The organism is Burkholderia sp. 4M9327F10, assembly GCF_005503145.1.
Classification (GTDB): domain Bacteria; phylum Pseudomonadota; class Gammaproteobacteria; order Burkholderiales; family Burkholderiaceae; genus Paraburkholderia.
Genome location: NZ_SCNV01000047.1, coordinates 1 through 19209, shown reverse-complemented (window position 1 = coordinate 19209; position 19209 = coordinate 1). Strand labels below are relative to the sequence as shown.

The 19209-nt window shown below is 62.9% G+C and carries 14 protein-coding genes; 12 read left to right on the top strand and 2 right to left on the bottom strand.

Annotated features, from left to right (window positions below; translation table 11 throughout):
• The first annotated feature begins 132 nt into the window (after positions 1 to 132).
• The 12 genes from corA to FFS45_RS30510 all read left to right on the top strand — a co-directional run bounded on the left by corA (position 133) and on the right by FFS45_RS30510 (position 18104).
• Positions 133 to 1110 carry a magnesium/cobalt transporter CorA gene (gene corA / locus FFS45_RS30565; RefSeq protein WP_137958375.1) on the top strand — a complete coding sequence of 326 codons (978 nt, stop codon included), beginning with the start codon at positions 133 to 135 and terminating at the stop codon, positions 1108 to 1110.
• 334 nt (positions 1111 to 1444) lie between these two features.
• Positions 1445 to 2401 carry a sugar ABC transporter substrate-binding protein gene (locus tag FFS45_RS30560; RefSeq protein WP_137958374.1) on the top strand — a complete coding sequence of 319 codons (957 nt, stop codon included), beginning with the start codon at positions 1445 to 1447 and terminating at the stop codon, positions 2399 to 2401.
• Positions 2402 to 2694: 293 nt separating this feature from the next.
• Positions 2695 to 4290 carry a sugar ABC transporter ATP-binding protein gene (locus tag FFS45_RS30555; protein ID WP_137958373.1) on the top strand — a complete coding sequence of 532 codons (1596 nt, stop codon included), beginning with the start codon at positions 2695 to 2697 and terminating at the stop codon, positions 4288 to 4290.
• Positions 4287 to 5318, top strand: a complete 1032-nt coding sequence (locus FFS45_RS30550) for an ABC transporter permease (RefSeq protein ID WP_137958372.1) — start codon at positions 4287 to 4289, stop codon at positions 5316 to 5318. Before FFS45_RS30555 ends, FFS45_RS30550 begins: the two co-directional genes overlap by 4 nt.
• Positions 5319 to 5476: 158 nt before the next feature.
• Positions 5477 to 6529, top strand: coding sequence for a LacI family DNA-binding transcriptional regulator (locus FFS45_RS30545; RefSeq protein WP_137958371.1), 1053 nt, complete (start codon positions 5477 to 5479; stop codon positions 6527 to 6529).
• Between the two features lie 70 nt (positions 6530 to 6599).
• Positions 6600 to 7526 carry a ribokinase gene (gene rbsK / locus FFS45_RS30540; protein ID WP_137958370.1) on the top strand — a complete coding sequence of 309 codons (927 nt, stop codon included), beginning with the start codon at positions 6600 to 6602 and terminating at the stop codon, positions 7524 to 7526.
• A gap of 417 nt (positions 7527 to 7943) precedes the next feature.
• On the top strand, positions 7944 to 9752 hold the full coding sequence (locus FFS45_RS30535; protein ID WP_137958369.1) for a methyl-accepting chemotaxis protein: 1809 nt from the start codon (positions 7944 to 7946) through the stop codon (positions 9750 to 9752).
• A gap of 309 nt (positions 9753 to 10061) precedes the next feature.
• The gene (locus FFS45_RS30530) at positions 10062 to 10823 is read left to right on the top strand and encodes a hydratase (protein ID WP_137958368.1); all 762 of its coding nucleotides are present in this window, start codon (positions 10062 to 10064) and stop codon (positions 10821 to 10823) included.
• A 632-nt stretch (positions 10824 to 11455) separates the two neighbouring features.
• Positions 11456 to 13378 (top strand): PrkA family serine protein kinase, encoded by a 1923-nt coding sequence (locus FFS45_RS30525; RefSeq protein ID WP_137958367.1) that lies wholly within the window; start codon positions 11456 to 11458, stop codon positions 13376 to 13378.
• 213 nt (positions 13379 to 13591) lie between these two features.
• The gene (locus FFS45_RS30520) at positions 13592 to 14863 is read left to right on the top strand and encodes a YeaH/YhbH family protein (protein WP_137958366.1); all 1272 of its coding nucleotides are present in this window, start codon (positions 13592 to 13594) and stop codon (positions 14861 to 14863) included.
• On the top strand, positions 14860 to 16581 hold the full coding sequence (locus FFS45_RS30515) for a SpoVR family protein (protein WP_137958365.1): 1722 nt from the start codon (positions 14860 to 14862) through the stop codon (positions 16579 to 16581). The genes FFS45_RS30520 and FFS45_RS30515 overlap by 4 nt, the downstream gene beginning before the upstream one ends.
• 218 nt (positions 16582 to 16799) lie before the next feature.
• Entirely contained in the window at positions 16800 to 18104 is a 1305-nt protein-coding gene (locus FFS45_RS30510) for an MFS family transporter (protein ID WP_137958364.1), read from the top strand.
• Between the two features lie 214 nt (positions 18105 to 18318).
• On the opposite strand, the gene FFS45_RS30505 is transcribed toward FFS45_RS30510, so the two are convergent.
• Positions 18319 to 18648 carry a DUF4148 domain-containing protein gene (locus FFS45_RS30505; protein ID WP_137958363.1) on the bottom strand — a complete coding sequence of 110 codons (330 nt, stop codon included), beginning with the start codon at positions 18646 to 18648 and terminating at the stop codon, positions 18319 to 18321.
• Positions 18649 to 18718: 70 nt separating this feature from the next.
• The gene (locus tag FFS45_RS30500; RefSeq protein WP_137958362.1) at positions 18719 to 18988 is read right to left on the bottom strand and encodes a hypothetical protein; all 270 of its coding nucleotides are present in this window, start codon (positions 18986 to 18988) and stop codon (positions 18719 to 18721) included.
• Between the last annotated feature and the right edge of the window lie 221 nt (positions 18989 to 19209).

Genomic DNA, 19209 nt, shown 5'->3' with positions numbered 1-19209 from the left:
AGCCGCTGCCGCGGCATCACAAGCGGCACCACCGAGGGCACCACAAGTGGCACGCCAAGTAGCACCCCAGCGGGCACCCCAGGAAGTGCCGCAGTACCGCAGCCTGCCGCCGCTTTCAAGGTAACCGAAACTATGCTGATCAATTGCGCGGCCTACCAGGACGGCCGCAAGCTCGCCGATATCCCGATCGAAGACATCAGCGAGTATGTGGCGCGGCCGGAATGCTTCGTCTGGGTCGCGCTCAAAGACCCAGACCCCGAAGAACTTGCCGTCATGAAAGAGGAATTCAATCTGCATGATCTGGCGGTCGAAGACGCGCTGCAGGGTCATCAGCGGCCGAAGATCGAGGAGTATGGCGAGTCCGTGTTCGCGGTGATGCATACGGTGGAGATGGACGACGACCACGAACTGCTGATCGGCGAAGTGGATGTGTTCGTCGGCTCGAATTACGTGCTCTCGGTGCGTCATCGCGCCCGCTTTGGCTTTAGCGACGTGCGCGCGCGCTGCGAGCGCGAGCCGAAGCTGCTCAAGGAAGGCTCAGGCTTCGTGCTGTATGCGCTCGCCGACGATATCGTCGATCGCTACTTCCCGATTCTCGAGGCGCTCGGCGCCGAAATCGAGGCGGTCGAAGACCGTATCTTCGAGAAGAACGACGTCAGCGCATCGCGGGCGATCATCGCCGATCTGTACTCGCTCAAGCGCCGGCTCGTCAGCCTGCAGCATCATGTGGCGCCGCTCCAGGAAGCGATCAGCAAGCTGAGCGGCGGCCGCGTGCCGCAGGTGTGCTCAGGCATGGAGGCCTACTTCCGCGATATCTACGACCATCTCGAGCGGATCGTGCGCACCATCGACGGCCGCCGCGAGATGGTCGTGACGGCGATCCAGGTCGACCTCGGCATGATTTCGCTTGCCGAAAGCGAGGTGACCAAGCGCCTCGGTTCGTTCGCCGCACTGTTCGCTGTGCCGACCATGATCGCCGGCATCTACGGCATGAACTTCGAGACCATCCCCGAACTGCATTACAAGTACGGTTATCCGCTATGCCTTGCCGTCATGCTGTCGGTCGACATCTTCCTGTGGTGGCGCTTTCGCAAGGCCGGCTGGCTCTAGTCACCCGCGGCGGCGCCTCATCGCTGCTTGCCCCTTGCATCGGGCGCAATAAAAGTCCAGCATAGGCGGCCCGCCGCACGCGAAGCTTGCAAGTGGCGGGAAACCAGCAAGCGCGGACCAAGCGGGAGACTCATGTCGAAACAAGCTCTTGAAGTATGCGGGATGCAAGCCGTCGTGGCTTGCATTACGGCTAGACATAGGGCGTGGCGCCTGTGCAGTGCAACACTGCAATTCGTTGACACGCTGAACAGGCTACGCTGAGAATGAGCCTCGCAAACGTTTGCGCGGAGTCAAAAACACGGCTCATCCCGAGCCTATAAACCTGGAGATATGCATGGACCACCGCATTCGCCGCCGCGTTCTGGCGGCCGCTGTCGCGCTCACCGCTTCTGTTGCACTGCCGTTTTCCACCGCTCATGCCCAGGCCGCCAGTAAGCCGAAAGTGGCGCTTGTCATGAAGTCCCTCGCCAATGAGTTCTTCCTCACCATGGAAACCGGTGCGAAGGACTATCAGAAGCACAACGCCAGCCAGTTCGACCTGATCACCAACGGCATCAAGAATGAGACCGACACGGCCGCGCAGATCCAGATCGTCGAGCAGATGATCGTCTCGAAGGTCGACGCCATCGTGCTGGCGCCGGCCGATTCGAAGGCGCTGGTGCCGGTGGTCAAGAAGGCGGTCGATGCCGGCATCATCGTCGTGAACATCGACAACCGGCTCGATCCGGACGTGCTCAAGTCGAAAGACCTGAACGTGCCGTTCGTCGGTCCCGACAACGCCAAGGGCGCGGAAAAGGTCGGCGACTATCTGGCCCAGAAGCTGAAGGCGGGCGATGAAGTCGGCATCGTCGAGGGCGTGTCGACGACCACCAACGCACAGCAGCGCACCGCCGGCTTCAAGGCGGCCATGCAGAAGGTCGGCGCGAAGATCGACTCGGTGCAATCGGGTGAATGGGAAATCGACAAGGGCAACGCTGTCGCTTCGGCCATTCTCAATGAATACCCGAATATCAAGGCGCTGTTGTGCGGTAACGACAACATGGCAATCGGCGCAGTCTCGGCCGTGCGCGCCGCAGGTAAGCAGGGCAAGGTCTATGTGGTCGGCTACGACGACATCGACGCCATCAAGCCGATGCTGAAGGACGGCCGCGTGCTCGCGACCGCCAATCAGTACGCGGCCAAACAGGCGGTGTTCGGTATCGATACGGCGCTCAAGGCTCTGAGCGAACACAAGAAGCAATCCGAATTGTCCGGCGTGGTCGAGACGCCGGTCGATCTCGTGACGAAGTAAGTCCAGCCCCGCCGCTGGCTAGCCGGCAAGCCGGCACCGCGCTCGCCCGACCGTTCGGCGCGAGCGCGGCTCACCGGCGCGCTCCTATTCAATAAACGCTCAAGAAAGCTGCGCCGCCGCCGTTATTCCAGAGATAAGCGTCATGTCGGCGGACGCGGCGGGCCGGGGTGCGTTGGAAAGCCCAGCGCAAGACCCGCCTTGAGCCGGCATGACACGTGGTTGCCCGACCCGGGCTCCAGCCGGCTGCCGTCCGTCTGAAGCCCTCGCGAGGCGGCCCCGGAACCAGGATCGCGATGGAATTGACCGCCCACCACGCACTGCCCGCTGTACTGTCCGTGACCGGGATCGGCAAGACGTATGCCGAGCCCGTGCTCGCCGATGTCACGCTCTCGCTGTTTGCCGGCGAGGTGCTGGCGCTCACGGGTGAAAACGGCGCAGGCAAGAGCACACTGTCGAAGATCGTCGGTGGCCTCGTCGAACCGACTGCCGGCTCGATGCGTCTGGCCGACGCGCCGTACGCGCCCGCGAGCCGCACCGAAGCGGAAGCGCTCGGCGTGCGCATGGTGATGCAGGAGCTGAATCTGCTGCCGACCTTGTCGGTGGCGGAAAACCTGTTCCTGAACCGCTTGCCGCAGGCTGGCCCGCTGCGCCTCGGCTGGATCGACCGGCGCCGTCTGCGCGAAGACGCGCGGGCCGCGATGGCGCAGGTCGGGCTCGAAGCGATCGACCCGGACACCCCGGTCGGCGAGCTCGGCATCGGCCATCAGCAGATGGTCGAGATCGCGCGCAACCTGATCGGCGATTGCCGCGTGCTGATTCTCGATGAGCCCACGGCGATGCTGACCGCCCGCGAAGTCGATCTGCTGTTCGAGCAGATCGGGCGCCTGAAGTCGCGCGGCGTCGCGCTGGTCTATATCTCGCACCGCCTCGAAGAGCTGGCCAGGGTGGCCGAGCGCGTCGCGGTGCTGCGCGACGGCCGGCTGGTCAAGGTCGAAGCGATGAGCGCGCTGACCAGCGAGCAGATCGTCACGCTGATGGTCGGGCGCGAGATCGGCGAGCGGATCGATCTGGGCGAGCGCAAGATCGGCGCGCCGCTGCTGAAGGTCGAGGGCCTGACGCGCGGCAAGGTGGTGAACGACGTGTCGTTCGAGGTGCGCGCGGGCGAGATCTTCGGCGTGAGCGGCCTGATCGGCGCGGGCCGCACCGAACTGATGCGGCTTATCTTCGGCGCCGACCAGAAAGACAGCGGCACAGTCTCGCTCGCCGCCACGCCGGGCGCTACGCCCACGCCGGTGCAGATCGGCTCGCCGGTCGACGCGGTGCGCGAGGGCATTGCGCTCATCACCGAGGACCGCAAGGGCGAAGGACTGTTGCTGCCGCAACCGATTGCGGCCAACGTCTCGCTCGGCAATATCGGCAGCGTGGCGCGCCACGGCGTGGTCGACGCGAAGCGCGAAAACGCGCTGGCGCAGAAGCAGATCGAGGCGATGCGGATTCGCAGCTCGGGGCCCGGGCAGATTGTCGGCGAGCTGTCGGGCGGCAACCAGCAGAAGGTCGTGATCGGCCGCTGGCTGGCGCGCGAGTGCCGCGTGCTGTTATTCGACGAACCTACGCGCGGCATCGACGTCGGCGCCAAGTTCGATATCTATGGCTTGATGGGCGCGCTGGCTCGCGAGGGCCGCGCGCTCGTCGTGGTGTCGAGCGACCTGCGCGAACTGATGCTGATCTGCGACCGGATCGGTGTGATGTCGGCAGGACGCTTCACGGGGATTTTCGAGCGCGATAACTGGTCACAGGACGTGTTGCTGGCCGCCGCATTTGCCGGCTACCACGCCCGCGAAACCTTGCTGCACGCCCCCGACACCCATTCAGCAGGGAGTCTGTCATGACGAATCAACCCCAAGGCGGCACACCCGGCGGGGCCAACGCTGCCCCGGTGTCCGATCCGTCGGCGCCGCTCGCGAGCGGCAAGCCGGTGGGCACGCGCCTCGGCTTTTCGAATTACCTCGGTCTGGCCGGCGCCTTGCTGGCGATGGTTGTGCTGTTTTCGCTGCTCAGCTCGCACTTTCTGACTTACGACACGTTCAGCACGATCGCCAACCAGATCCCGGACCTGGTCGTAATGTCGGTGGGCATGACCTTCGTGCTCATCATCGCCGGTATCGACCTGTCGGTCGGCTCGGTGCTGGCACTGGGCGCCTCGGTGGTGAGCGTGGCCGCGCTGAAGTGGCAGTGGGGGCCGTTGCCGGCGGCGCTGCTTGGCGTGGCCGCAGCCGCGCTGACCGGCACAGTGACGGGCGCGGTGACGGTGAGCTGGCGGATTCCGTCGTTCATCGTCTCGCTTGGCGTGCTCGAAGCGGCGCGCGGGGTCGCCTACCAGATGACGAACTCGCGTACGGCCTATATCGGCGACGCCTTCGACGTGCTGTCCAACCCGATCGCCTTCGGCATCTCGCCGGCCTTCCTGATCGCGGTGGCGGTGATGGTGATCGCGCAACTGGTGCTCACGCGCACGGTGTTCGGCCGCTACCTGGTGGGCATCGGCACGAACGAGGAGGCGGTGCGGCTCGCGGGCGTCAATCCGCGCCCCTACAAGGTGATCGTGTTCGCATTGATGGGTGCGCTGGCGGGCCTCGCGGCGCTGTTCCAGATTTCGCGGCTCGAAGCGGCGGACCCGAACGCAGGTGTCGGCATGGAACTGCAGGTGATCGCCGCGGTCGTGATAGGTGGCACCAGCCTGATGGGCGGCCGGGGTTCGGTCATCAGCACCTTTTTCGGGGTGTTGATCATCTCGGTGCTGGCGGCGGGACTCGCGCAGATCGGCGCGAACGAACCGACCAAACGCATCATCACCGGCGCGGTTATTGTGGTGGCGGTCGTGCTGGATACCTACCGGAGCCGGCGCAAGCGCGCCTGACCGGTCAGAGCGGGAAAGCAGGGAAAGCAGGGAAAGCAGGGAAGCGGGACAGCATGCAGGGTGTGGATGCAGCAGGTTGGATCTGTCATTGATGCAAACGCCGGGCCGGTGCACGTCGCACCGGCCGGCGGGAAAAACAGGCAGGAGAGCAACAGGATATGGCGACCATCAAGGATGTAGCGGCCGTGGCAGGCGTGTCGTTCACGACGGTTTCGCACGTCGTGAACAACTCGCGGCCGGTGTCGGCCGATGTGCGCGCAAAGGTCGAGCATGCGATCCGTCAACTGCACTACGTGCCGTCGGCGGTCGCCCGCTCGCTGAAGGCGCGCGCGACCGCAACGATCGGTCTGGTGGTGCCCAACAGCACGAATCCCTATTTCGCGGAAATGGCGCGCGGCATCGAGGACGGTTGTGCGCGCAACGGCTACTGCGTATTCTTCTGCAATTCCGATGACGATCCCGCCAAGCAGCGCAACTATCTGCGCGTGCTGCAGGAAAAGCGCATCGATGGCCTGATCGTTGCTTCGGCCGGCGACGACGCCGTGCTTGCGCAGGCGCTCGCCGATGCGCGCGAGCCGCTGGTGGTGGTCGACCGTAACATCGAGGGACTGAGCGCGGATCTGGTGCAGATCGACCACGAAAAGGGCGCCTATCTGGCGACCCGCCACCTGCTCGAACTGGGCCACGTGAAGATCGGCTGCATTACGGGGCCCGTGGCGACCGCTGTCAGCGCCATGCGCGTGCACGGATTTATCCGCGCCATGGCGGAGCGCGGCATCGAAATTGCGCCGGGCGCGATCGTCGAAAGCGACTTTTCGGGCACCGGCGGCTATCGGGCCGCGAGCCAGTTGTTCGAGGCCGTGATGCCCTCGGCGATTTTCGCCGGCAACGATATGATGGGTATCGGCGCCTTGCGCGCCGCGGCCGAACGCGGGATCAGCGTGCCGCGCGACTGCTCGATCATCGGCTTCGACGACATCGAACTGGGGCGTTTTACTTACCCGGCCCTGTCGACGGTCGGCCAGTCGGTGCGCGCGCTGGGCGAGATGGCGGCACAGACGCTGATCGAACGGATCGCCGGAACCGCAGCCGACACGGCCGGTGCACCGGCGCGCCGGCGTGTGATCGCCCCACGCCTGATCGTGCGCGAGTCGACCACGACGTGGGCGGGCGCAGGGGCAGGGGCGGGGCTGCAGGGAGTGGTTGCTTAGGCCGCGACCTCAGGGCGAGGGCGCGAGGCGCCACGGCTGGCGCACACACAACTATTTGATGGGAGGCGACTTGGCGAGTCAGTCAGCGGGTGGACGGGTAACGGTGGTCGGCAGCCTGAACATGGACCTGGTCGCGCGGGCGCCGCGCCTGCCGCAGCCCGGCGAGACGCTCGCCGGCAGCACGTTCGCCCAGGTGGCGGGCGGCAAGGGCGGCAACCAGGCCGTCGCGGCGGCGCGTCTCGGCGCCCGCGTGGCGATGCTCGGTTGCGTCGGCGCCGATGCGAACGGCGCGCAATTGCGGGCGGGACTCGCCGCCGAGGGGATCGACTGCGCAGCGCTCGAGACCAGCCCATCGGCTCCAACCGGCGTCGCGCTGATCGTGGTCGACGACAGTAGCCAGAACGCGATCGTCATCATTGCCGGCAGCAACGGCGAGGTGACGCCGGAAACCGTTGCTCGCCACGAAGCGGCGCTGGCGAACGCGGACGTGGTGGTCTGCCAGCTCGAAACACCGCCGGCCGCCGTGCATGCGGCTCTCGCGAGCGCCCGGCGGCTCGGCAAGACGGTCATCCTGAACCCGGCGCCGGCGACCGGGCCGCTGACCACCGAGTGGTTCTCGCTGATTGACTACCTGATTCCGAACGAACTGGAAGCGGCCACCCTCACGGATTTGCCGGTCGACTCTCCCGAGGATGCCGCGCGAGCGGCTTTGGCGCTGCGCAGCGCGGGCGCGCGCAACGTGCTGGTGACGCTCGGCGAGCGCGGCGTGCTGGCCGCGCTCGAGGGCGCGGAGCCGACGCTCTACGCCGCACAGAAAGTGGCAGCCGTCGATACGACCGCTGCCGGCGATACCTTTATCGGCGCGCTGGCCGCGCAGCTCTCGCACGGCGAGGCCATCGACACTGCGATCCGCTTCGCCCAACGGGCGGCGGCGCTCTCCGTGACGCGCGCCGGAGCGCAAACTTCCATTCCCACGCTTGCCGAACTGGGCGCCTGACCCGGGTAACGCGGCGCCTGCGTTGCGAAGGCGCCGCGCACTCCACGCCTGACCCTGCGGCAAATGCTTCGCGCTCTCGCGCTGCGAGTGGGCGTTTGCCAGTTCCTTTCTTCGCCAACTCCTTTCCGGTCTCCTGGCGGTCTACCCGCACCCGTGGGCCATCCGCCGTGCGTCCGCCGATCCGTTCCCGACCCGTTGCGCGACCTCGTTCCCGACCCGCTTCCAAGAGAATTGTAATTTATACAGGCTTTGCCTGCGATCAATCCTCATACCATATAAAAGCTTTAAGTATGCTGCTTGGATGCCGTAAACGACTATTAGAGCGCCGTTCCTAGAAAGCGCCGGCCAGGGGGCGCTCAATGCCCATCTGGCACCGTACACGCCTCCTCTCATTCGATACACGTCACAGGAAGAAGCATGCTGAACAAGGGCATCACCATCAAGGCACGGATCGGCCTGACTATGGCTTTTCTCGCCGCATTGCTGCTGATCATCGGCGTTCTCGGGCTCACCGGCATGAGCCGCGCGAACGACGCCCATCATGAAACGTTCGCTAACCAGATGCCGAGTGCGGTCAATATCGGCAACGCCGAGCTCTACGCGGCGCGCGAGCGTCTTGCGCTCGACCGGGCGGCGTTCCTGTTCGGCACCCCGGAGGTTGCGGCCACGGTGGAGCGCGCCCACGTCATGCGCACGATGTCGGACGAATGGTGGAAAAAATATCTCGACTTGCCGCGTGACGCTGAGGAGGACCGCCTCGCGCAGGATGTCTCGGCCAGGCGGGAAACGCTGCAGCAGTCGATGGACGTGTTTGCCGGCATTGTCACCGGGACCGACCAGTCGAAGATTCCCGCCGCCGCGAAGGACCTGCAAGCCAAATACAGCGACCTGTCGACTGCCGACGATGCCCTGCGCAAGCTGCAGTTCACCCAGGCCCAGCAAGGCTTTGACACCGCCCAGGAGAGCTTCGGGACGTTTCGCCTCGTCAGCATCGTCGCGGTGGCCGTCGGGCTGCTGGCGGCGCTGTTTTCGTACCTGACGCTGAGCCGCGCGATTGGGCGCCCGCTCGCCGAGGCACTGGAGCATTTTGACTCGATCGCCGCCGGCGACCTGCGCCGCCCGGTGGTGGTGGGCTCGCGCGACGAAATGGGGCAACTGCTGGACGGCATCGCGAAGATGCAGCGCAGCTTGACCGAGACGGTGCGCTCGGTGCGCGGCGGCAGCGAGTCGATCGCCACCGCGACGCGCCAGATCGCCGCGGGTAACATCGACCTGTCCTCGCGTACGGAAGAGCAGGCGTCCGCGCTGCAGCAGACGGCTTCGAGCATGGACCAGTTGACCGGCACCGTGAAGCAGAACGCCGACAACGCCCGCCAGGCAAGCTCGCTGGCGGCGAATGCTTCCGAGATCGCCAATAAGGGCAATACGGTGGTCGGGCAGGTGGTCGGCACGATGGGCGACATCAACCAGAGCTCCGCCAAAATTGCCGACATTATTTCCATTATTGAGGGCATTGCCTTCCAGACCAACATTCTGGCGCTCAACGCCGCGGTCGAAGCGGCCCGCGCCGGCGAGGAAGGACGTGGCTTTGCCGTGGTGGCGGGCGAAGTGCGCAGCCTCGCACAGCGCTCGTCGGCTGCGGCCAAGGAAATCAAGGAACTGATCGATACCTCGGTGGAGCGCGTGCAGTCCGGCTCGGCACTGGTCGATCAGGCCGGTCGAACCATGACCGAGATCATCAGCGCGGTGCAGCGCGTGACCGACATCATGGGTGAAATCGCCGCAGCCTCCGAGGAGCAAAGCAGCGGGATCGAGCAGGTCGCACGCGCGGTCACGCAGATGGACGAAGTGACGCAGCAGAACGCGGCGCTTGTCGAAGAGGCCGCGGCCGCGGCTCAGTCGCTTGAAGATCAGGCCGGCAAGCTGCGCACTGCGGTCGCGGTGTTCCAGATTGCCGACGGCGATAGCAAAGCGCCGCTTGCCCAGATAGTGCGCAGTCCGGTCCGCAAGCCGGCGGTGGTGCGCAAGGCCGCAGCTGCAAGCCCGCGCCGCGAGCCGGTTGCCGCGCCTGCGCCGGCGGCGACTGCGAATGGGGCCAGCACGGATACGGTGGCAGCGTCCGCTGCCGCGCCGGCTGCAGCTAAAACACCAGCGGCCGGCAAGGCACTGCCCGCGGCCAAAGCGCCGGCCGCCGTCGGCAGCGATAGTGACTGGGAGACGTTCTGACGACCCGCTCGCTGTAGGCGGATTGAGGTGAACTGAGGCGAACTGACGGTGAACTGAGGGCCAGGCAAGGCCGGATTGCGGGTTAGCTAAGCGTTAGCAACGGCCCCGCCACTGAAGCGGCCGCTACTGCTGGCCCCACCAGCCCATCCCCGCTGGCGCAGAATCCGGCAGCACGAACAGGACCACGGTTGCACACGCAACCGTGGTCTTTTTTCATGGCCGATGCACAACGTAACCTGGTTCGCCTTGTGTTCCGGTACATTGTCGGGCGCGATTGCCCATTCCATGCGCCAGCCAGAAAGGACCGACATGACGCCACACGACCTCGCGCAACGCCTCGTACAGGCCCGCAGGCAACACCGCCTGATCGACGCTCCGCCGCCCGACAGCCTGCCTCCTGACGCCGCGACGGCCTATGCGATCCAGCAGGCCGTGCTTGTTGGCCTCGAGCAGACGACCGGTGCCTGGAAGATCGGCGCGAAGACGCCGGGAGGGGCCGCTTCGGGCGCGCCGATTCCAGCCTCGCTCGTGCACGAATCGCCGGCCCGGATTGCCCATGGCGGATTTTTCCGTGTCTTGCTGGAACTGGAGATTGCTTTTCGCTTTAGCGAAGCCATCGAGCCGCGCCGCGAGGCCTATGCGCGCGACGAGGTGCTGGCGCGGGTCGGCACGGTGCTGCCGGCCATTGAGATTGTCGATAGCCGCTTTAGCGAGTGGCCCAATATTGCACCGCTCGCACAATTGGCCGACGCGCAGAACAACGGTGCGCTCGTCACCGGACACCCGGTCGCTTACGCGGGATTTGCGCGCGCGTTCGATTTTGTCTCGCCGGATCTGGAATTAACATTTGACGGCGCCTCGCTGGTGCCCGAAGCAACCGGCAACCCGGCCGGCGATCCGCGCGAGCTGCTGGTCTGGTTTGTTAACCATTGCGCGGCAATGGGTATCACCATCGAGCCGGAGTGGACCATTACAACGGGTTCGTATGTCGGCGCGCACAGGGTGGACCGGGCGGGAACCGTGCATGGCCGCATCGACGGTCTGGGTGAACTCGAGATCAAGCTGACCTGACGCCGCGGCGTGACGCATCCGCCCGTCGCGCCTCCCCGTATACACCTATGAAATCGGAACCGCGTCGCGCCGACATACTGTTATGTACGCGGCCGACCATGCCGCCGATGTGGATATCGGTGAACCGGATGCCGATACGCATACCTCGCACGTCCCGTTGCGATCCGACGTGAACGAAAGTGGTGCCGCAGCGGCACATGCTTCAGTAACGAACGTCATGGGGCTCGACATGTAACAGCATCGCTCGCGCACAAACATGTAACACGGCGTCAACGCTGTGCACGGAAATGCTTCGCTGCGCGTTGAGGAAAAAAGTGCAAGGCAGGACGTGACACGCCGTGGTGCACGTGCAGGTCGAAGTACCGACCGAGGTAGCGAAGTTTCGCACATGGGAGCAGAGCAGATTGCCGCGATCCTGGCAGAGGCACACCGTGACCGGCAGTGCGGTCGAAGATTGTAGGTGACCGAATCTGTGTTTCCAAGTGAGGATTGTAGGGAGGGCAACACGGCACGATTTTCATCACGTAGTCCGTGAAAAAAAATTTAAAAGGGTTTAGGATGAATTCGAGCGATGTCGTTTCCGATTAGCGCGCCGCGCACGACATCGGTCTAGACTTTGGCGAGGAGGTAGCATGGATATCTACAGCAGTTTCGCGACCCGCTTCGAGAAAACGCGAGAAGATGAACTCTCGCTCGAGGAGTACCTCGCGCTCTGCAAAGACAATCCCGCCGCGTACGCTACAGCAGGCGAACGCATGTTGACGGCAATCGGAGAACCCGAACAGATCGACACTCGCAACGACCCGCGCCTGTCGCGGATCTTCGCGAACAAGGTCATCAAGGTATACCCCGCATTCCGTGAGTTCTACGGAATGGAAGAAGTGATCGAGCAGGTGGTCGCGTACTTCCGGCATTCGGCCCAGGGGCTCGAAGAAAAGAAACAGATTCTGTATTTGCTGGGGCCGGTCGGCGGCGGCAAATCGTCGATCGCGGAACGTCTGAAGCAACTCATGGAGCGCGTACCGTTCTACGCGATCAAGGGCTCGCCGGTCAACGAGTCGCCGCTAGGTCTGTTCGACTATGACGAAGACGGTCCGATCCTCGAAGAACAGTACGGCATTCCACGCCGCTACCTGAAAAGCATCCTCAGCCCGTGGGCCGTCAAACGGCTGCACGAGTACAACGGTGACATCCGCAAGTTCCGTGTGGTGCGCCGCTATCCTTCCATCCTGCGGCAGATCGGGATTGCCAAGACCGAGCCGGGTGACGAAAACAATCAGGACATTTCGTCGCTGGTCGGTAAGGTCGATATCCGCAAGCTCGAGCAATATGCCCAGGATGACGCTGACGCCTACAGCTACTCCGGTGGCCTGTGCCTCGCGAATCAGGGCTTGCTCGAATTCGTCGAAATGTTCAAGGCGCCGATCAAGGTCCTGCACCCGTTGCTGACCGCGACCCAGGAAGGCAACTTCAAGGGCACGGAAGGTTTCGGTGCGATTCCGTTCGACGGCGTGATTCTCGCCCACTCGAACGAATCTGAATGGAAAGCATTCCGCAATAACCGCAACAACGAGGCACTGCTCGACCGGATCTTCGTCGTCAAGGTGCCTTACTGCCTGCGCTATTCGGAAGAGATCAAGATCTACGAGAAGCTGTTGCGCAACTCTTCGCTGGCAAGCGCCGTGTGCGCGCCCGGCACGCTGAAGATGATGGCGCAGATGTCGGTGTTGACCCGCTTGCAGGAGCCGGAAAACTCCAGCCTGTTCTCGAAGATGCAGGTCTATGACGGCGAGAATCTCAAGGACACCGATCCGAAAGCCAAGTCGTATCAGGAGTATCGCGACTTCGCCGGCGTCGACGAAGGCATGACCGGTGTGTCGACGCGCTTCGCGTTCAAGATTCTCTCGCGCGTGTTCAACTTCGACTCGACCGAGGTTGCAGCGAATCCGGTGCATCTGATGTACGTGCTCGAACAGCAGATCGAGCGCGAGCAGTTCCCGCCGGAAACCGAGCAGAAGTACCTGTCTTTTATCAAGGACGTGTTGGCCTCGCGCTACGCAGAGTTTATCGGCAAGGAGATTCAGACCGCTTATCTGGAATCGTATTCGGAGTACGGGCAGAACATCTTCGATCGCTATGTCACTTACGCCGACTTCTGGATTCAGGACCAGGAGTTCCGCGATCACGACACCGGCGAGAGTTTCGACCGCGCCTCGCTGAATGCGGAACTGGAGAAGATCGAGAAACCGGCGGGCATTAGCAATCCGAAGGACTTCCGCAACGAGATCGTCAACTTCGTGCTGCGCGCGCGTGCTGCGAACGCAGGCAAGAACCCGGCGTGGATCAGCTATGAGAAGCTGCGCGTCGTGATCGAAAAGAAGATGTTCTCGAACACGGAAGAACTTTTGCCGGTGATTTCGTTCAACGCTAAAGGGTCGGCGGAGGAACAGCGCAAGCACGAAGACTTCGTCAACCGGATGGTCGCGAAGGGCTACACGCCCAAGCAGGTGCGACTGTTGTGCGACTGGTATCTGCGCGTGCGCAAGTCATCGTGACCTGCTCATGAAACTTGTGGCGTGCCGCCCGCGCAAGGAGACTGCGCGGGCACCTTGCGAGGCGCAAGTGGCATGGACATAGCGTTGCTGTTGCGCACGTGCAATTGCTGCGTGTGTTTGCAACCTGCGTCTCGCGCACCCGAAATTGAAGGCGCTGCATGAGACCGGAGTAAGCACTAAAGCGCTGACTCCGGTCGACACGGGAGACCGGATGTGCTTCATCAAATCATCGACCGCAGGTTAGCTGGCAAGAACAAAAGTATTGCAAACCGCGAACGCTTCTTGCGTCGTGTCAAAAACTATATTCGCCGTGCCGTCTCGGAAGCGGTGCGCGACCGTAGCATCAAGGATATCCAGAACACCCAGAGCATCACGATTCCGCGCAAGGACATTGCGGAGCCGTCCTTCCGCCATGGTCCTGGCGGCAAGCGTGAGATGGTGCACCCGGGCAACGCCGACTATATCCGCGGCGACAAGATTCCGCGCCCTCAAGGCGGGGGCGGCGGAGGCGGCGGCAACCAGGCCAGCAACGAAGGCGAGGGTCAGGACGACTTCGTGTTCGAACTGAGCCGCGAAGAATTCATGCAGTACTTCTTCGACGACCTCGAACTGCCGCGCCTCGTAAAAACCCATCTGCTGGCGGTTCCTACCTGGAAGAGTATTCGAGCCGGCTGGGCAGCCGAAGGCACCCCCAACAACATCGACGTGGTCCGTTCGCTGCGTAGCGCGCTCGGTCGGCGCATTGCGCTCGGCGCGCCGCTTGTCAACGAGCTGCATGAACTCGAGCGCCAGCTCGAAGTGATGAAGGCCGACCCTGCCGACCGGCGCGACGAGATCAAGGCGCTCGAGGAGGAAATCCATCATCTGCGCGGGCGCATCTGGCGCATCCCGTTCATCGATCCGTTCGACCTGCGTTACGTGAACCGCGTCAAGCAGCCGCAGCCGTCGAGCCAGGCGGTCATGTTCTGCCTGATGGACGTCTCGGGTTCGATGGACGAGCAGCGCAAGGATCTCGCCAAGCGCTTCTTCATCCTGCTGTACCTGTTCCTCAAGCGCAATTACGAACGTATCGAGGTGGTTTTCATTCGCCACCACACGCGTGCCGAGGAGGTCGATGAAGACACCTTTTTCCATTCGACGGAAAGCGGCGGCACGGTGGTGTCGAGCGCGCTGGAGCTGATGAAAAAGGTCATGGAGGAGCGTTATTCGCCCACCGAGTGGAACATTTACGGCGCCCAGGCCTCGGACGGGGACAACTGGACCGACGATTCGCCCAAATGCCGCAAAATCCTCGCAGATGACATTCTCGAGAAGGTGCGCTATTTTGCGTATATTCAGGTAACGCCCGAAGAGCAGAACCTGTGGCTCGAATACGCGCAACTCGCGCTATCCCAGCCGCATATGGCGATGAAGAAGGTCGAAACGGCCGCCGACATCTATCCAGTGTTCCGGGAGTTGTTTGAAAAGCAGGTGGCGTCATCATGAGCACCAAACATCTGCATAATGAGGCGCGCGGCTATCAGCCGGAGCGCAACAAAGGCGTGCCGAAGCAGCAATCCGGGCATGCCGAAGCCGCAGCGGCTGAAATTGGGGCCGTTGACGCGGGAGCGGGTCTTGATGATGCTGCAGCAGCACGGGGACACACCGGAACGCCCGCAGAAGGGCAAAGGGAAGTCCGTATGAACGTAGCCGACAGGCGGCCATTGCCGTGCCCGTCCGACTGGACCTTTGAGCTGATCGAGGAATACGACACGCATATTGCCCGTGTTGCGGAGCAATATGAGCTTGACGTCTATCCGATCCAGCTCGAACTCATCAGCGCCGAACAGATGATGGATGCCTATGCGTCCGTCGGCATGCCGGTCAACTACCGGCACTGGTCGTTCGGCAAACATTTTCTATCTACCGAGAAAAGCTACCGTCGCGGGCAAATGGGCCTCGCGTACGAGATCGTCATCAACTCGAACCCTTGCATCGCGTATCTGATGGAAGAGAACACGATGACGATGCAGGCGCTCGTCATCGCGCATGCGGCCTACGGCCACAACTCGTTTTTCAAGGGCAACTATCTGTTCAAGCTGTGGACGGATGCGCACGCCATCATCGATTACCTCGTCTACGCCAAGAACTACATTGCGGAGTGCGAGGAGCGCTTCGGCCTCGACCGGGTGGAGGAACTGCTCGACTCGTGCCACGCGCTGATGAATTACGGTGTGGACCGTTACAAGCGGCCGCAAAAACTTTCGCTGGAAAAGGAGTCCGCGGCGCGCCGCGAGCGCGAGGCGTATCTGCAGTCACAGGTGAACGAATTGTGGCGCACCTTGCCGACGAGGCAGACGCCGCTGCCGGAAGAAACCGACGACCGCTATCCGCCCGAGCCGCAGGAGAACCTGCTGTACTTCGCGGAAAAGAACGCGCCATTGCTGGAGCCGTGGGAGCGCGAGGTGATCCGCATCGTGCGCAAGATCGGCCAGTATTTCTATCCGCAGCGTCAGACCCAGGTGATGAACGAAGGCTGGGCAACCTTCTGGCACTACACGCTGCTCAACACGCTGTATAACCAGGGCAAGCTGGAAGACGGCTTCATGATGGAGTTTCTCCATTCGCACAGCAACGTCGTCTATCAGCCGCCCGTCACCAAGCCGTATTACAGCGGTATCAATCCCTACGCGCTGGGCTTTTCGATGATGAGCGATATTCGCCGCATCTGCGAGAACCCAACCGACGAGGACCGCAGGTGGTTCCCGGAACTGGCCGGCAGCTCCTGGCTGCAGTCGCTGCACTACGCGATGAGGAATTTCAAGGACGAGAGCTTTGTGGCGCAGTATCTGTCCCCGCATCTGATCCGCGAAATGCGGCTTTTCTCGGTGCTGGACGACGATATGCGCGATGCGCTCGAAGTCTCCGCGATTCACGACGACAGCGGCTATCAGTACGTGCGCCAGGCGCTGTCGCGGCAGTACGACATGCATCATCGCGAGCCGAACATCCAGGTATGGTCGGTCAATACGCGCGGCGACCGCAGTCTGACGCTGCGGCATTTCATGAGCGACAACCGCCACCTGTCCAACGACAGCGACGAGGTGCTCAAGCATATGGCGCGGCTATGGCAGTTCGACGTGTATCTGGAGAGCGTCGATGAAAACGGCACGGTCAGAAAGCGCTACGAGTGCCGCTATGTCCCGCCGGCGGTGCGTCTCTGATCCGGCCCGCGTCGCGAGCGACCTCAAAAGCCAGCCTTCGGGCTGGCTTTTTTATTGGGCGCGTTGAGCACGGCCGGCCACGTCTAACCTAACGTTTACCCGACAAATACCATCACAAAAGCTTTCATTTATGTAGAATTCGGCACGCGCGAAGAGAGCGCAACGTGAAGGCGGCGCCACGACCGCTATTTTCTGTCCACGTCAAGGAACGACACTGCATGACCGACCAAACTGACCAGGCCATCGTCACCGCGCACGACACGCGGCGCCGCATCTTCGCGATTGTCGGCGCCTCTTCGGGCAATCTCGTCGAGTGGTTCGACTTCTACGTCTATTCGTTCTGCGCGCTGTATTTCGCGCCGGCTTTTTTCCCGAGCGGCAATCCGACCACGCAACTGCTCAACACCGCCGGCGTGTTTGCCGCCGGCTTTCTGATGCGCCCGATCGGCGGCTGGTTCTTCGGCCGGCTCGCCGACAAGCACGGCCGGCGCACGGCGATGCTGGTGTCCGTGTTCATGATGTGCGGCGGTTCGCTCGTGATCGCGGTGCTGCCCACCTACGCGCAGATCGGTGCGCTCGCGCCGGCGTTGCTGCTGGTGGCGCGGCTGTTTCAGGGCTTGTCGGTGGGAGGCGAGTACGGCACCAGCGCGACCTATATGAGCGAAGTTGCGCTCAAAGGGCGGCGCGGCTTTTTCGCCTCGTTCCAGTACGTGACGCTGATCGGCGGGCAACTGTGCGCCTTGCTGGTGCTCGTGATCCTGCAACAGGCGCTGAGCACCGAGGAACTGAAGGCATGGGGCTGGCGGATTCCGTTCGTGGTCGGCGCGGTGGCGGCGCTGGTGGCGTTGTACCTGCGCAAGTCGCTGGAAGAAACCACCACCGCCGAGATGCGCAAAAGCCAGGAAGCCGGCACGATTCGCGGCTTGTGGGCGCATAAGGGCGCGTTTCTGACCGTGCTCGGCTTCACCGCGGGTGGCTCGCTGATCTTCTATACGTTCACGACCTATATGCAGAAGTATCTGGTCAACACGGCGGGCATGCACGCGAAGACCGCCAGCAACGTGATGACGGCGGCGCTGTTCGTCTACATGTTGATGCAGCCACTGTTCGGTGCGCTGTCCGACAGGATCGGGCGCCGGCAGTCGATGATCTTCTTCGGCCTGTTCGCGACCGTTGGCACCGTGCCGCTGCTGCATGCGCTCAAGGACGTGGCGAGTCCTTATGCGGCCTTTGGCCTCGTCGTGCTGGCGCTGGCGATTGTCAGCTTTTATACCTCGATCAGCGGCCTGATCAAGGCCGAGATGTTCCCGCCGCAAGTGCGCGCCTTGGGCGTGGGTTTGTCGTATGCGGTTGCCAACGCGATCTTCGGCGGCTCGGCCGAGTATGTGGCGTTGTGGCTCAAGTCGGTGGGCAGCGAATCGATGTTCTACTGGTACGTGACGGCGCTGTGTGCGATTGCCGGTCTGGTGTCGCTGCGAATGCGCGATCCGGCGAAGGTGGGGTATCTGCGCAACGAGCCTTGATAGGCGCGGAGTGGGGGCGATCCGCGTACGTACGTCCCCGCTTGACAACGAAACACAACAAAAAATGCCCAGCTATCGAGTGCTGGGCAAAGTCACCAGGCATCTGGTGACGGAGGAGTTCGGTATAGGCAAACAGGCCCGCGTGTACGGTGAGCGCGGGCCTGTTTCGTTATGGCGAGCCGTTAAACCGGCCCTGACTCAAGCAGCGATCCGATTAATGGCCGACGTAGACAGGCGCCGAGTACGAGCTGACGCTGACTTCCGCACGTTGACCGGACTGCGAGCTACCGTTTGTCGCGGCACCGTAGCCGGTGGTTTCGGCTTGCGCGGCGCCGTTTTGCGCAGCAACGCGTGCTTCGGCAGCCTGGATGTCGGTCGGGTAGTACGGGTCACGGCCGCGGGCGGGCGAATAACCGGCCTGCTCGATCTGCACCAGTTGTGCACGCACTTCCGCGCGCGTCAGCGGCTGGTTCGACTGGGCAAACGAAGCTACCGGGGTAGCGAGAACAGCGGCAATAGCAACAGCTTGAATGAGCGATTTCATGATATTTGACCTCCGAAGATTATTTTTTGGGGCTTGCTAACAGCACGTTTCTTAAACTGGTGAGCGCGGCTTAGTGACCGAAGAACACCGAACGCGGGCCGCTAGCCGGTTCACGCGAACCCGATTGCGAAGTTTGGTCCGCTACGCCGCCATACGAGCTGTTGGCATTCGCATTGGCACGTTCCGCGGCAACCGTCTGTGCGCTCTGGCCTTGTTGCGATGCAGGGGCGCCGACTGCCGGGCGATAGAACGGCGCCGGACCATAGCCGCTCGCGAAAGCAGGGACAGCGAAGGTGGCGGAAGCGGCAACCAGCAGAGCAGCAACGAACTTGGTCTTCATGATGGACTCCATATACGTTTCGACTTCAACTCAGGGAGGCGTCGCGACAGGGGCCGGTGAGGTTTCTCTGGTGTGTCTGCAACGTCGATGGAGGCAGTGTATACCCCAACTATCGAAACTTTGTATCGATAGTGCGAAATGACTATTTCGGATTGGCGGCTAATCCGCTCAGGGCCGCCAGATAAGGCGGAGCGGGGGGCGTAGAGGGAGATGGAGCGGGG